This is a genomic window from Streptomyces sp. LS1784 (genome assembly GCF_020103755.1).
In the GTDB taxonomy this organism is placed as follows: domain Bacteria; phylum Actinomycetota; class Actinomycetes; order Streptomycetales; family Streptomycetaceae; genus Kitasatospora.
Genome location: NZ_JAHSQD010000200.1, coordinates 1 through 13,299 on the forward strand (window position 1 = coordinate 1; position 13,299 = coordinate 13,299).

The 13,299-nt window shown below is 73.4% G+C and carries 13 protein-coding genes and 1 pseudogene; 9 read left to right on the forward strand and 5 right to left on the reverse strand.

Going from position 1 to position 13,299, the window contains the following annotated elements:
- From KS423_RS22435 to KS423_RS22450, 4 genes and pseudogenes are all read right to left on the reverse strand, one after another.
- Positions 1–316, reverse strand: a pseudogene (locus KS423_RS22435) (hypothetical protein); the annotation flags it as partial.
- Between the two features lie 187 nt (positions 317–503).
- Entirely contained in the window at positions 504–1,781 is a 1,278-nt protein-coding gene (locus KS423_RS22440; protein WP_224281366.1) for an MFS transporter, read from the reverse strand.
- A 186-nt stretch (positions 1,782–1,967) separates the two neighbouring features.
- Positions 1,968–2,135 carry a hypothetical protein gene (locus KS423_RS22445; protein ID WP_224281367.1) on the reverse strand — a complete coding sequence of 56 codons (168 nt, stop codon included), beginning with the start codon at positions 2,133–2,135 and terminating at the stop codon, positions 1,968–1,970.
- Between the two features lie 162 nt (positions 2,136–2,297).
- A complete protein-coding gene (locus KS423_RS22450; RefSeq protein WP_224281368.1) occupies positions 2,298–2,756 on the reverse strand; it encodes a PaaI family thioesterase in 459 nt (152 codons plus the stop codon).
- A 396-nt stretch (positions 2,757–3,152) separates the two neighbouring features.
- On the opposite strand from KS423_RS22450, the gene KS423_RS22455 reads away from it, so the two are divergent.
- The 8 genes from KS423_RS22455 to KS423_RS22490 all read left to right on the forward strand — a co-directional run bounded on the left by KS423_RS22455 (position 3,153) and on the right by KS423_RS22490 (position 10,901).
- Positions 3,153–3,872, forward strand: a complete 720-nt coding sequence (locus KS423_RS22455) for a Phenylacetic acid catabolic protein (protein ID WP_224281369.1) — start codon at positions 3,153–3,155, stop codon at positions 3,870–3,872.
- A gap of 52 nt (positions 3,873–3,924) precedes the next feature.
- A complete protein-coding gene (locus KS423_RS22460; RefSeq protein ID WP_224281370.1) occupies positions 3,925–5,043 on the forward strand; it encodes a radical SAM protein in 1,119 nt (372 codons plus the stop codon).
- Between the two features lie 72 nt (positions 5,044–5,115).
- Entirely contained in the window at positions 5,116–5,370 is a 255-nt protein-coding gene (locus tag KS423_RS22465) for an acyl carrier protein (protein WP_224281371.1), read from the forward strand.
- The gene (locus KS423_RS22470; protein ID WP_224281372.1) at positions 5,367–6,608 is read left to right on the forward strand and encodes a beta-ketoacyl synthase; all 1,242 of its coding nucleotides are present in this window, start codon (positions 5,367–5,369) and stop codon (positions 6,606–6,608) included. Before KS423_RS22465 ends, KS423_RS22470 begins: the two co-directional genes overlap by 4 nt.
- On the forward strand, positions 6,608–7,420 hold the full coding sequence (fabI, locus tag KS423_RS22475) for an enoyl-ACP reductase FabI (RefSeq protein WP_224281373.1): 813 nt from the start codon (positions 6,608–6,610) through the stop codon (positions 7,418–7,420). Before KS423_RS22470 ends, fabI begins: the two co-directional genes overlap by 1 nt.
- The gene (locus KS423_RS22480) at positions 7,417–8,388 is read left to right on the forward strand and encodes a beta-ketoacyl-ACP synthase 3 (protein WP_224281374.1); all 972 of its coding nucleotides are present in this window, start codon (positions 7,417–7,419) and stop codon (positions 8,386–8,388) included. The genes fabI and KS423_RS22480 overlap by 4 nt, the downstream gene beginning before the upstream one ends.
- Positions 8,385–9,302 (forward strand): alpha/beta fold hydrolase, encoded by a 918-nt coding sequence (locus KS423_RS22485; RefSeq protein WP_224281375.1) that lies wholly within the window; start codon positions 8,385–8,387, stop codon positions 9,300–9,302. The genes KS423_RS22480 and KS423_RS22485 overlap by 4 nt, the downstream gene beginning before the upstream one ends.
- Positions 9,303–9,341: 39 nt before the next feature.
- Positions 9,342–10,901, forward strand: a complete 1,560-nt coding sequence (locus KS423_RS22490; protein WP_224281377.1) for a long-chain fatty acid--CoA ligase — start codon at positions 9,342–9,344, stop codon at positions 10,899–10,901.
- A 45-nt stretch (positions 10,902–10,946) separates the two neighbouring features.
- Here KS423_RS22490 and KS423_RS22495 read toward each other — a convergent pair whose 3' ends face one another.
- Positions 10,947–12,035, reverse strand: a complete 1,089-nt coding sequence (locus tag KS423_RS22495; RefSeq protein WP_224281378.1) for a branched-chain amino acid aminotransferase — start codon at positions 12,033–12,035, stop codon at positions 10,947–10,949.
- 369 nt (positions 12,036–12,404) lie between these two features.
- Here KS423_RS22495 and KS423_RS22500 point away from each other — a divergent pair.
- On the forward strand, positions 12,405–13,299 hold an 895-nt coding region (locus tag KS423_RS22500; protein ID WP_224281379.1), incomplete at its 3' end, for an alpha/beta fold hydrolase.

Sequence of the window (13,299 nt, forward strand, 5' to 3'; positions counted from 1 at the left end):
CGGGGCCGGGCCCGGCGGGTGGCCGGGTGAGCGCCGCGGCCAGGGCGGCGGCGTCGGGTTGGCCCTCGGGGGTGCGGACGATGCCGTCCAGGAGATGCACTTCGGCGCTCGGGTCGGCGTCCAGCAGCGCGGCGGCGGCCCGGCGGCGCAGGGCCTCGGGATCGTCGTCGACGGCGGGCACCAGGTAGGCGAGCAGACCGGGGCGGCCGTTCTCGTGCTCGACGGGCAGCAGCGCGCAGTCGGCGATCTCGGGGCGCAGCAGCAGCCGGGCTTCCAGGGTGCGCAGCCGGCCGTGGTCAGGACCGGTGGGACTCATGACGTTCGGCACCTTTCGGATCGGTGCCGGGGCGCGGGTGTGGGCCGCCCCGGGGTAGGGAGGGGGAGCGGAGACGGTGTCGCGTACGGCGCGGGGGCGCCGGGGTGCGGACGTGCGGGGGCGCGGAGTCGGAACGGTGCGGAGGCGCAGACGTGCGGAGGCGTGGAGACGCGGGGGTGCGTTCGGGTCAGCGGCGGCGGGTGCGGGCGACCATCACCAGGAAGCCGAGCGCCAGCACGATCGGGACGGAGTGGGAGACGCCGACCACGGTCAGCGGGCTGAGCAGCGCCAGCAGGGAGCCGCTCAGCAGCATCCCGGTGCCCATGCCGACGTTCTCGGCGGAGGCGAGGATGCCGAAGGCCTCGCCGCGCCGCTCGTCGGCGAGGGCCTGGATCCGGGTGGTGTAGGAGATCTCGGTGAAGCCGTCGCCGAGGCCGGCGCCGATCGCGACCAGCAGGAAGAGCGGGGTCGGGAGGTCGGTGAAGACCAGGATGAAGCAGACGGACATCAGGCAGGTGCCCAGGGCGAAGCCGCGCTCGCCGGGTTCGATGCCGCGCCGCAGCATGAACCGCGAGACCAGCTGCTGGGCGCCGAGGTTGCCGATCGCCCAGGTGGCCCAGAAGGTGCCGAGCAGTGCGGCCGGGTTGTCGGGGGAGGACTGGTTGGCGAAGACCGGCAGGCTGATGTTGTGGGCGGCCGAGCCGAAGGCGTCCAGCAGCCGGATGCCCGCCATGGCGCCCACCACCGGGGCGGCCCGCAGGACGATCAGTGCCCGCCACCGGGGGCCGCGCCGCTTGGACTCCGCGGCGGCCGCGTCGGGTGCGGCCGCGTCCGCTTCGGCCGCGGGCTCGTCGGGCTGTGCGGCGCGGGTGGGCAGGGGCAGCCGGATCACCAGCGCCCCGAACAGGACGAAGCTGGCCGCGTCGATGAGCAGGGCGGCCCGGAATCCCGCCCAGGCCACCACCACGCCCGCGGAGGCGAAGCCGAGCACCATCGCGGTGGAACGGCAGCTCGCCATCAGGCTGTTGGCCCGGGCCCGGCGCTCGGGACCGACCATCTCGGGGATGCTGGTCCGCAGGGCGACGGCGGCCACCGCGGCGGCGCCGCCGAGGACCACGGCGAGCGGGTAGAGGACGGGGATGCGCATCGAGGCCGGGACGAGGGCGACGACGACCAGCGCGAGCGCCTGGGCCAGGGCGCAGCCCGCCATCAGCCGCCGTCGTTCCAGCCGGGCCACCAGCCGCCCGGCGACCAGCCCGCCGGCGACGCCGCCGCCGAGCCGCAGGACCAGGTACCCGGCCGTGCCGAGGGCGTTGCCGGCCGCCTCGTAGGCGAACAGGCTCAGGGCGACCAGGTCGAGCTGGCTCCCGTACATGTTCAGGGCGTCGCCCGCGGCCAGCCGGTAGAAGACCCGGGGCAGCTTGTTCGTGGACTGGTGCGGTGCTTCGAGTGCGGTGTCCGGCACCGTATCCCCCCAGGGCACGCCAAATGGCCGTTCAGTGTGACATTGCACCGCAACTTAGAGGGGAACGGGCTCTGGATCAATACTTAGATCATTCCATGTCCAAAAGATCGTGAGGTCGGCCGACTTACTGTCATCTTTCGCGCCACCCTGGCCAGTTGTTGGCGTACGGACGGGAGTGGGGGCGGGTCAGCGGCGACCGAACAGCCTGCCGAACCAGCCCTTGCCCGTGCGGCCCTGCGCGGCGCAGTCGCACCGGGCGGACTTCGGCACCCCGGCCAGGACCTGCTCCACGTGCATCCCGCACCCGGCGAAGGTCGGCTTCCCGCAGGTGCGGCAGGCGACTCGTCGGCACATGTCGTTCTCCGTTCTCCGGGCCCCCAGGGGCGGGGCCTCCCGCCAATATACCCCGCCCCGTATTCGCGATGTCGGATTCGTCCGGCCGTCGGGGTCGGAACGGCGGCAGGGCGAGTTCCCGGGGCGGGTCCGGTGGGGCGAGTCCGGCGGGGAGGGGGGCCGTCAGGCCGTCTCGGGGCGGGCCGACGGGATCGCGTAGGTCAGCGTGGCGCTGGCGACCAGGACGTCGTCGGCGTCCAGCAGCTCGGCCAGCACCACGCACAGTCGGCGCCCGAACTTGGCCGTCCGGGCGTGCACGCGCAGGGCCCCGGGCCGGGGCCGGTTGAGGAAGCTGATCTGCAGCGAGCTGGTCAGCGCCATCAGGGTGGGCCCGAGCCGGGCGTTGATCAGGAGGAACGCGGCCAGGTCGCACAGGCCGGCCTGCTCCGGCCCCGAGATCGTGCCGCCCGGGCGGGTGCGCAGCCGGTCGCCGTCCACCGCCATGGTCAGGGTGCGGCCGTCCACCTCGGTCACCCGGCAGGCGGCGTAGTCGGGGAACTGGCCGGCGATCAGGTCATTGAGCTGATCGGGGCCCAGGAGGACGTCGACGGTGGCGACCGCCGTGTTCGAGTCGGTGGTCATGGGGCTCAGCGTAACCGTCGGCCGGGCGGTACGCCCAAAGTGGTCCAGGCCTGCTTCCGGCCAGCTTCGTTTGCCGTGGTCATCCGTCAAGATCAGTTACCGGTAAGGGAATTGCGCATGTCGCGCCGGTGTCCGCGTGGCCGGAACCGGTCACTCCGGCGGTGCCGGGTGGCCGAATCGTCTCGGCACGATTCGTAAGGGACCTTGTTCGGCCCAAAATGCAGCACCTACGCTCCGAGGAAGTTCAGCGGAGCCGGTGCGGAGCTCCGCCGGCCGCTGGGGGGCGGCGTCTTTTCCTTGCGGTCGTCATCGAGGGCCTCGGTGGAAGCGGGCCCCCGGCCGCTCACACCCGACCGTGTCCTGCTTCAGACTCCTTCAGAAACGGGGTGTTGTGCCATGGGGATTTCCATTCTGGACGACGAGGCGGTGGTGGTCCGCACTCCCGACGAGTTCCTGGCGATGCCGGAGGAGTACCGGGAGATCGCGATCCGCGGCATGGTGGTCAACACCGAAGGGGAGCTCTCCGGCGGCGACGACTACGTGCAGGTCTTCCTGCCGCTGGCCCCTGACGCGGAGGAGCGGCAGGTCTGCGCCGAGCGCGCCGCCGAGGAGTACGACCACTACAAGATCGGCAAGCGGGTCCTCGCGGAGATCGGCGTGGACACCACCTACATGGAGTCGCAGACGCTGGCCGAGCGGAACCTCTTCCGCGCCCAGGAGTTCCACAACTGCACCACCTGGGCCGAGCGCGGGATCTTCTCCTACATCGGGGAGGAGACCGCGATGGTGATGATCTCCGAGTTCGCGCAGAGCAGCTACCGGCCCTGGGCGGACGCGGTGCGCACGATCATCCTCGACGAGAAGGTGCACATCGCCCACGGTGCCCGGGTGTGCCGCAACCTCGCCGCCACCGACGACGGCCGCGAACAGCTCCAGCAGGCCCTGGACCGGCTCTGGCCGACCTTCGTCCGGATCTTCGGCAGCCCGCGCTCCGAGCGCGCCAAGCTGGCCGTCCGCTTCGGCCTGCGGCAGACCACCAACGGCCAGGCCTGCGACCTGTGGCGCGAGAAGGTCACCCCGCGCATCAAGAACCTGGGTCTGCGCCTCCCGGAGTAGCAGGAAGGAGCAGCAGCACGCCGATCCCGCGACTCCCGAGGAGCCCACCGCCATGGCAACACCCGTCACCATCGAGCAGCGCCCGCTGAGCCGACGCGAGGCGAAGGCGCGCACCGCCGAACTCATCGCCGACCGGCCCGACCTGGCCGAACGCCTGCACCGGCTGCGCCGGTTGGGGCGCGAGGTCCGCTCCTGCGAGGTCCACCTCACCAACGCCTGCAACATCCGCTGCAAGGGCTGCTGGTACTTCGAGGGCGGCTTCGACACGGCCGTCAAGGAACTGTCGGACCTGGACCGCATCCGGGCGTTCGCCCGCAAGCTGGCCGACGACGGCGTCAACCAGGCCACCCTGATCGGCGGCGAGCCCACCCTGGTCCCGCGTCGGGTCGAGGCCTTCGTCGAACAGCTGCCGTACATCACCATCTCCACCAACGGCCTGCGCCCGATGCCCAAGCAGGGCTTCGAGAAGATCGCCATCGCGGTCAGCATCTTCGGCGGCGGCCCGCTCGACGACGACCTGCGCGCGATCCGGGTCAACGGCTCGAAGTTCACCGGCCTGTTCGACACCGCGCTCTCGCACTACCGCGACGACCAGCGGGTGCTGTTCATCTACGCGCTCTCCGAGGCCGGCGTCGAGCACATCGAGCCCACCGTGCGGAAGATCGCCGAGAACGGCAACATCGTCACCTTCAACTTCTACAGCGAGCACGGCACCGAGACCCCGTTGAAGATCGCCAACGAGCAGCGGGTGCTGGACGAGGCACAGCGGGTCAAGGAGCTGTACCCGCAGGCGGTGGTGAGCCACCCGTACTTCATCCGGACCCTGGTGACCGGCCGGACGCACTGGGGCGGCCGGTTCGGCTACGACGTCTGCCCCAGCCTCAGCGTCGACGCTCCCGAGCACGAGGAGCGGGTCGCCAACGGCAACCCGGTCATCCCCGGCTTCAACGTCTGGGGCGCCGACTACGAGTCGCTCCAGTTCTGCTGCACCTCCGGCGACTGCGGCGGCTGCCGGGACAGCCAGGCCGTCTACAGCTGGCTGGTGGTCAGCGCGAACCGCTTCCTGGACGACGCCGCCCGGCTGGAGCAGTGGCTGGACATCGCCGAGAGCTACTGGCGGCAGTGGCACTGGGCCCCCTACCACGCCACCAAGGCCGGCACCGCGCTCTGAGTCCACCGCCGCCCACCGCCCGGACGTCCACCCCCGCACCGCCACCGCCGCCCCGCGCGGCCGAGGAGAGTCATGCCCGACACACTGGACCGCACCGCCATCGAGACGTTCGTCGTCGACGCCCTGGTCGACCTCGGCGTCGAACGCGAGGACATCGTCGACGACGCCGCCCTGGACGAGCTGGAGATCGACTCGCTCGACATGGTCGAGCTCAGCCAGTCCATCCGCAAGCAGCTGGGCATCCCGGTGAAGCCGAAGGACTTCGACCAGCTGTACACCGTCGGCGAGGTGCTCGCCCTGTGCCGCAGGAAGGCCGGGCTGGAGTGAGGCCCCGGGCCGTCGTCACGGGCCTGGGCGCGGTCACCCCGCTGGGCGTGGGCGCCGACGAGCTGCACCGGCGCGCCGTCGCCGGCGAGAGCGGGCTCGCCGACGGGCTCGGACTGTGCCGGGACTTCCGGCCCGCCGACCACCTGTCGCGCCAGCAGATCCGCCGCACCGACCGCTTCACCCAGCTCGCGCTCGTCGCCGCCGCCGAGGCCCTGGCCCAGGCGGGATGGACGGACGGCCCGCCGCCCTACCCCGCCGAGCGGATCGCCTGCGTGGTGGGCTGCGCGCTCGGCGGGACGGCGAGCTTCGAGAGCCAGGCCGAGGTGCTCCGGCAGCAGGGCGGGGAGTTCGTCTCCCCGCTCATGGTGCCCGCCATGATGGCCAACGCCGCGGCCTCGCAGATCGCCCAGCGCCACGGCTTCCGCGGCGAGGCGCTCTGCCTGGCCTCGGCGTGCAGCAGCGCGACCCAGGCGATCGGCACGGCCCTGCTGCTGCTCGCCGCCGGCGCGGCCGACGCGGTGGTGGTCGGCGGCGCCGAGGCCTCCACCTCCGACCTGGTGCAGGCCGCCTTCCGGACCGCCGGGGCGCTGTCCGAGAGCGGCCGGTCGGTGCCCTTCGACCGCGACCGGGACGGCCTGCTGATCGGCGAGGGCGCCGGGATCCTGGTGCTGGAGACCGAGGCCGGCGCCGCCGCCCGGGGCGCCACCGTGCTCGGCGAGGTGCTCGGCTACGGCGCCACCTGCGACGCCCACCACCTCACCGCCCCGGACCCGACCGGCGAGCCCGCGGCCCGCGCCGTCACCCTGGCGCTCGACGCGGCCGGCGTCACCCCCGGGCAGCTCGGCTACCTCAACGCGCACGGCACCGGGACCGTCCTCAACGACCAGTCGGAGTGCGAGGCGCTGCGGCTGGCACTCGGACCGGCCGTGGAAACGGTCCCGCTGTCCTCCACCAAGTCCTGCACCGGCCACCTCTTCGGCGCGGCCGGCGCGGTGGAGGCCGTCGCCACCCTGCAGGCGCTGCGCCACGCCACCGCCCCGCCCACCGCCGGGCTGCGCGAGCCGGACGAGAAGCTCGGCCCGCTGAACCTGATCCGCCGCGCCACCCCGCTCGCCGCCCCCGCCCTGCCCGGCGGCCGCCGGGCAGGGCTCTCCACCTCCTTCGGGTTCGGCGGGCACAACGCGGCCCTGGTGCTGGCGGCGGCCGACGCTCTCGGTACGACGAAAGGCCAGGAGTGATGCTCGGCTTCCACGGACGCCGCTATCTGATCACCGGGGTGCTCAACGAGGACTCCATCGCCTGGCACACCGCCAGGGCGCTCCAGGAGGCGGGTGCGGAGGTCCTGCTCACCGGCTTCGGCCGGGCCCGGCGGATCACCGAGAAGGCGGCGAGCGGCCTGCCCCGCCCGACCGACGTGCTGGAGCTGGACGTCACCAGGCCCGAGGACTTCGCCCGGCTGGTCAAGGAACTGGAGCAGCGCTGGGGCGGGGTCGACGGCGTGCTGCACGCCGTCGCCGCCGCCCAGCAGACGGCGCTGAGCGGCAACTTCCTCACCACCCCGCCGGAGGCCGCCGGCCTCGCGCTGCGCACCGCCGCCGTCTCGCTGCACTCGCTGGCCACCGCACTCGCCCCGCTGCTCAGCGCGGACGGGCGGCGCGGCAGCGTCGTCGGGCTGGACTTCGACGCCACCGGCGCCTGGGCCGGCTACGACTGGATGGGGGTCGGAAAGGCGGCCCTCGGCGCGGTCTGCCGGTACCTGGCGATGTACCTCGGCCCGTCCGGCATCCGGGTCAACCTGGTGGCGGCCGGCCCGGTGGAGACCGTCGCCGGGCAGGCGATCAGCACCTTCGACCGGATCGCCGACCGCTGGCAGGCCGAGGCCCCGCTCGGCTGGGACCGCACCGACCCCGCCGTGGTGGTCGGGCCGGTGCTGTTCCTGCTCTCCGACCTCGCTGCGACCGTCAGCGGGGAGATCCTGCACGCGGACGGCGGGATGCACGCCGTCCGGATGGGCACCGGCCCGGCCTTCGCCGAAGGAGGTGCGGCATGACGGCCGCCATCGTCGGCGTGGGTGCCGCACTGCCCGAACGCGTCGTCCCCAACACGCACTTCGAGCGGATCGGTGCCTCCCCGGAGTGGATCGTCAAGCGGACCGGCATCGAGGAACGCCGCTTCCTCGCGCCGGAGGGCCGGCTCGCCGACCTCGCGGTGGCCGCCGCCGAGCAGGCGCTGCGCAGCTCCGGGCGCGCCGCCGGGAGCATCCGGCACGTCGTGGTCGCCACCATCACCCCGGACCGGGTCACCCCCGGGGTGTCGGTGGAGGTCGCCGCCCGGCTCGGCATGCCGCAGGCCACGGCCTTCGACCTGCACGCGGCCTGCGCCGGCTTCGTCTACGGCCTGGACCACGCCGCCGCACTGATCGAGACCGGCCGGGCCGAGGCGGTGCTGGTCTGCGGCGCCGACGCGCTGACCCGGATCACCGACCACGAGGACCGCGGCACCGCGGTGCTGCTGGCCGACGGCGCCGGCGCCGCCGTGGTCGCCGACGTGCCCGGCGCGCCCGACCCGTGCTTCTCGCTCGGCAGCGACGGCGAGCAGATCCCGCTGCTCTACGCCGACCGGGACGCCCGCAAGCTGCGGATGGACGGCCGGGAGGTGTTCGACCAGGCGGTGGAGAAGATGTCCGCCGCCACCCGGGAGGTGCTCACCCGGCGCGGCCTGACCTGCGAGGACCTCGACCTGTTCGTCGCCCACCAGGCCAACGCCCGGATCGTGCGCGCGGTCGGCAAGGAGGTGGGGCTGCCCCCGGAGCGGCTCTACCTGAACGTCCACCGGGTCGCCAACACCTCGGCCGCCTCGATCCCGCTGGGCCTGACCCACGCCCGCGAGGAGGGCCTGCTGGACGGCCCGAAGCTGCTCGGCCTCGCCGCGTTCGGCGCGGGCATCACCTGGGGCGCCGGGGTGATCGGCTGGCGGCCGGGCGCCGGTGCCGACGCCGACGGGGAGGCACGGACGTGAAGGCCCCCCGGTTCCCCGTGATCGCCGAGATCGCCGCACCCGACGGGGCCCGGCTCACCGTCCGGGCGCTGGCCCGGCCGGAACCGGCCGCCCCGGTGGTGATCGTCCTGCCGGCGATGGGGACGGCCGCCCGGCACTACACCCCGCTGGTCCGCGCGCTGCACGCGGCCGGCCTCAGCGTGGCCACCTGCGACCTGCGCGGCCACGGCGAGAGCCGCCCGGTGCCGCGGCGCGGTGTCGCCTTCGGCTTCCGCGAGCTGGTGGAGCACGACTTCGGGGCGGTGCTCGACGCGGTGGCCGGGGCGTTCCCGGGTGCGCCGCGCCTCCTGCTCGGGCACAGCCTGGGCGGGCAGCTCGGCCTGGTGCACTGCGGCGTGTTCCGGCCCCGGCTCGCCGGCGCGGTGCTGGTGGCCAGCGGATCGGCGTGGTACCGGACCTTCGGCGTACGGGCGGGCCTGAAGCGGCTGGCACTGAGCCAGTTCTCGATCGTCGCCTCGGCGGCGGTCGGCCACTGGCCGGGCGAGCGGTTCGGCTTCGGCGGCCGCGAGTCGGCCCGGCTGATGCGGGACTGGGCACGGCAGATGCGCACCGGCCGCTACCGGGTGCGCGGCGCGGCCGCCGACTACGAACGGGCGCTGGCCCGGGTCGACCTGCCGGTGCTGGCGGTGGACGTGCAGGGCGACGAGCTCGCGCCGCCGCGGGCCGTCGACCACCTGTGCGCCAAGCTGCGCTCGGCCCGGGTGGAGCGCTGGAGCTACACCGCCGAGCAGGCGGACGGCCGCGCGCTGGACCACTTCCGCTGGATCCGGCACAACCGCGGGCTGGTGGAGCGGATCGCCCCCTGGATGCTCGCCACGGCCGCCGGGGCCGGGGAGAGCGTTGCTCCGCATGGCGGTGTCCGTCCGACCGTATGAGGATCCGAACCGAGCCCCACCGCCCCGAGGAGCGCCCGCATGTCCGCCGTCCCCGCCCCGTCCGACAGAAGCGCCGACCTGCCGCACGACCCTGCGGACCTGCCGCACGGCATTCCGGACCTGCTCACCGCGACCGCCGCGCGCCGTCCGGAGCACCCCGTCCTGCGACTCGACGAGGAGGTGCTGAGTTTCGCCGACCTGGACGCGCGCAGCGCCCGGGCCGCGCACTGGCTGGCCGCGCTCGGCGTCGCTCCCGGCGACCGGGTGGCCGTGCTGCTGCCCAACGTGCCGGACTTCGCGGTGCTGTACTACGGCATCCTGCGCGCCGGGGCGGTGGTCGTGCCGATGAACCCGCTGCTGAAGGCCCGGGAGATCGAGCACTGCCTCGCCGACGCCGGAGCCGCCCTGCTGCTCGCCTGGCACGCGGATGCCGAGCAGGCGGCCGAGGGTGCGCAGCGCACCGGCACCCGACTGGTCGCCGTCGAGCCGGCCGCCCTCGCCGCGACGCTCGCGCAACACCCGGCCGGCCAGCCGGAGACCGGGGGACGCGGGGGCGAGGACACCGCGGTCATCCTCTACACCTCCGGCACCACCGGGGCCCCCAAGGGCGCCGAGCTGACCCACCGCAACATCGTGTGCAACGCCCGGGCCGGCGTCCGGGTGCTGGGGCTGGCCGAGGGAGACGTGATCTTCGGCGGGCTGCCGCTGTTCCACTCCTTCGGCCAGGTGATCGGCCTGAACTGCGCGGTGGCCGTCGGGGCGTGCCTGACCCTCGTGCCGCGTTTCGACCCGTCGGCCGCGCTCTCGGTGATCCAGCGCGACCGGGTGAGCGTCTTCCTCGGCGTCCCGACCATGTACACCCTGATGCTGACCCACCCGCAGCGCGCCGGGCACGACGTCTCCTCGCTGCGGGTGTGCCTGTGCGGCGGCGCGCCGATGCCGCCGGAGGTGCTGCGCGGCTTCGAGGCCGACTTCGGCTGCGTGGTGCTGGAGGGCTACGGGCTGTCCGAGTCCTCGCCGCTGGCCTGTGCCAACCGGAGCGACCGGGAGCGGATCGCGGGCACCATCGGCATCCCGATCGAGGGGGTGCGGATGCGGATCGTCGACGAGTCCGGCACGGAGGTGCCGGACGGCACGGTCGGCGAGGTGGTGATCCGGGGCCACAACGTGATGAAGGGCTACTGGCGCCGGCCGGACACCACCGCGCAGACCGTCCGGGACGGCTGGCTGCACACCGGGGACCTCGGCACCCGCGACGAGCGGGGCGACTTCCGCATCGTCGACCGCCGCAAGGACGTCATCATCCGCGGCGGGTTCAACGTCTACCCGAGGGAGGTGGAGGACGTGCTGTACGAGCACCCGGCGGTGGCCGAGGCCACGGTGATCGGCGTCCTCCACCCCACCCACGGCCAGGAGGTGGCCGCCGCCGTGGTCCTGCGCGAGGGCGCGTCGGCGACCGTGGACGAGATTCGCGGCTTCGTCCGGGAGCGGGTGGCCCCGTACAAGTACCCGCGGCTGGTCTGGACGGTCGACGCGCTGCCCAAGGGGCCGACCGGAAAGATCCTCAAGCGTGAGGTGGTCGTGCCCGAGCGGGGCTGACCGGCGCCGGCGGGAGGGCGGCCCGGCCGGGCCGCCCCCGGGGTGTCAGAGCACCCGGCGCATCCAGCCGTGGACGTCCTCGGCGCGCCCGTACTGGATGTCCAGCATGTGTTCGCGGATGGCGAGGGTCTGCTTGCCGGGCGCGCCGTTGCCGATGGTGAACTCGTAGCCCTCGCCCTTGAACCCGACGATCGGGGTGATCACCGCGGCGGTCCCGGCGGCGAACACCTCGGTGATCGTGCCGTCGGCGGCACCGGTCCGCAGCTCGGAGAGGGTGATCGAACGCTGCACCGGGGTCAGCCCGAACTCGCCTGCCAGGGCCAGGATCGAGTCCCGGGTCACCCCGTCGAGGATGTTGCCGAGCGCGGGGGTGACCAGCTCGCCGGCCGAGGTGACCAGGCACAGGTTCATCGTGCCGGACTCCTCCAGGTCGCCCTCGCCGCCGGTGTCGTCCAGGAACAGCACCTGGTCGCAGCCGTTCTTCCGGGACTCGATCTGCGCGGCCAGGCTGGAGGCGTAGTTGCCGCCGCACTTGGCGGCGCCGGTGCCGCCCCGCCCGGCGCGGGTGTAGTTGCTGCTGACCCAGAGCGTGATGCCGGTGACGCCGCCGGCGAAGTACGGGCCGGCCGGGCTGGCGATGACCGAGTAGGCGATCCGCTCCGCGGGCCGGACGCCGAGGAAGGCCTCCGAGGCGAACATGAACGGCCGCAGGTAGAGGCTCTTCTCGTCGGCGGAGCCCGGCACCCACGCCTCGTCCGCGCGCACCAGCTCCTCGACGCTGGTGAGGAAGTCCTCCTCCGGCAGCACCGGCAGGGCGAGCCGCTCGGCGGAGCGGGTGAAGCGGCGGGCGTTGAACTCCGGGCGGAACAGCCAGACGCTGCCGTCGGCGTGGCGGTAGGCCTTCAGCCCCTCGAAGATCTCCTGGGCGTAGTGCAGCACGGCGGCGCTCGGGTGCAGCGAGTACGGCACCAGCGCGGAGACCTTGCGGTCGTGCCAGCCCTCGGCGGGCGTCCAGGTGGCCGAGGCCATGTGGTCGGTGAAGAACTTGCCGAACCCCGGTGCGGCGAGGATGGTGCGTCGCTCCTCCTCGGGGACGGGATCGGTCGTCCGGAACAGAGAGAAAGCGCGACTCATCGTCAACTCCTCGAAACCGCGGTGGAATCCGTGCGAACTGACGCCAATGACCGGCGCCATACCCGTCATGCTAACGGTCGTCAGCCGGACGTGATACGGCGCGACCCGGCCGAGCCCGGAGCCGTCGCCGTCCGAGGGGGCCGACGGCTCCGCGGCGGCGCCCTACCGGAGGCCGGAGTGGGAGGCCGCTTCGAGCGCCGTTCGGCCGCCGTCGGGTCGGGCCCGGTCCGCCCGCCAAACCGGTTGCCGCCGCACAGAGGCTCGAACGGCGGTACGCATTCACTCGGATGCGTAGCGTGATATGCCGTCCGGGCGGAGGCGTGAGCAGGGTGGTTTCAGCCCCTTTACCTCCTTGAAAGGGCAGGAACCATGGACATATCGCTGTCCCGCCACTTGATCCCCTCCGCCGCCACGGTGGCGTTCGCGACCTGTCTGGTCGCCGCCACGGTGTCACCCGCGCCGGCCGCCGAAACCGGTGGAAGGCCGGGCGGCGGTGTGAAGCCGACGGTGGTCCTGGTCCACGGCGCGTTCGCCGACGCCTCCGGTTGGAACGACGTCGTCGAACGTCTCCTGGACGACGGGTTCCAGGTCGTCGCCCCGCCCAACGAGCTGCGTGGCCTGGCCAACGACGCCGCCAACGTGGCCAGTGTGCTCAAGAGCATCAGCGGCCCGATCGTGCTGGCCGGCCACTCCTACGGCGGAGCGGTCATCAGCCAGGCCGCCGCGGGCAACCCGAACGTGAAGGCCCTCGTCTACGTGTCGGCGCTCATGCCCGACGTGGGCGAATCACCGGCCGAGCTGTCGACGAGGTTCACGGGCAGCGACCTCGCCGCCGCGCTCAACCCCGTTCCCTACACGGGCCGCTGCGGCAGCGGAACCGACCTCTACATCAAGGGCGAGAAGTTCCGTTCCGTCTTCGCCGCCGACCTGCCCGAGTCCCGGACCCGGCTGATGGCCGCCGAGCAGCGCCCGGTCGCCGAGGCCGGGTTCGGGGAGAAGGCCACCGCCGCCGCCTGGCGCGACATCCCGTCCTGGGCCGTCGTCTCCCGGCAGGACAGGGCCCTCGCCCCCGACCTGGAGCGCTTCGAGGCCCAGCGTGCCAAGTCGCGCACCGTCGAGGTCGACTCCTCGCACGTGTCGATGATCTCCCACCCCGACGTGGTGTTCCGCCAGATCCGTGAGGCCGCGGGCGCCACCGGTGACGGCGCGGCCCCGGCCGAGCTCGCGGCGACCGGTTCCCGCGGTCAGGCCGTCGCCGTGGTCG

Bases quoted from the DNA above. Each gene is read 5' to 3' on its own strand.
- KS423_RS22480 (WP_224281374.1), top strand. From the start codon at position 7,417: ATGACGGCCGCCATCGTCGGCGTGGGTGCCGCACTGCCCGAACGCGTC.
- fabI (WP_224281373.1), top strand. From the start codon at position 6,608: ATGCTCGGCTTCCACGGACGCCGCTATCTGATCACCGGGGTGCTCAAC.
- KS423_RS22455 (WP_224281369.1), top strand. From the start codon at position 3,153: ATGGGGATTTCCATTCTGGACGACGAGGCGGTGGTGGTCCGCACTCCC.
- KS423_RS22445 (WP_224281367.1), bottom strand. From the start codon at position 2,135: ATGTGCCGACGAGTCGCCTGCCGCACCTGCGGGAAGCCGACCTTCGCC.
- KS423_RS22495 (WP_224281378.1), bottom strand. From the start codon at position 12,035: ATGAGTCGCGCTTTCTCTCTGTTCCGGACGACCGATCCCGTCCCCGAG.
- KS423_RS22460 (WP_224281370.1), top strand. From the start codon at position 3,925: ATGGCAACACCCGTCACCATCGAGCAGCGCCCGCTGAGCCGACGCGAG.
- KS423_RS22465 (WP_224281371.1), top strand. From the start codon at position 5,116: ATGCCCGACACACTGGACCGCACCGCCATCGAGACGTTCGTCGTCGAC.
- KS423_RS22450 (WP_224281368.1), bottom strand. From the start codon at position 2,756: ATGACCACCGACTCGAACACGGCGGTCGCCACCGTCGACGTCCTCCTG.
- KS423_RS22490 (WP_224281377.1), top strand. From the start codon at position 9,342: ATGTCCGCCGTCCCCGCCCCGTCCGACAGAAGCGCCGACCTGCCGCAC.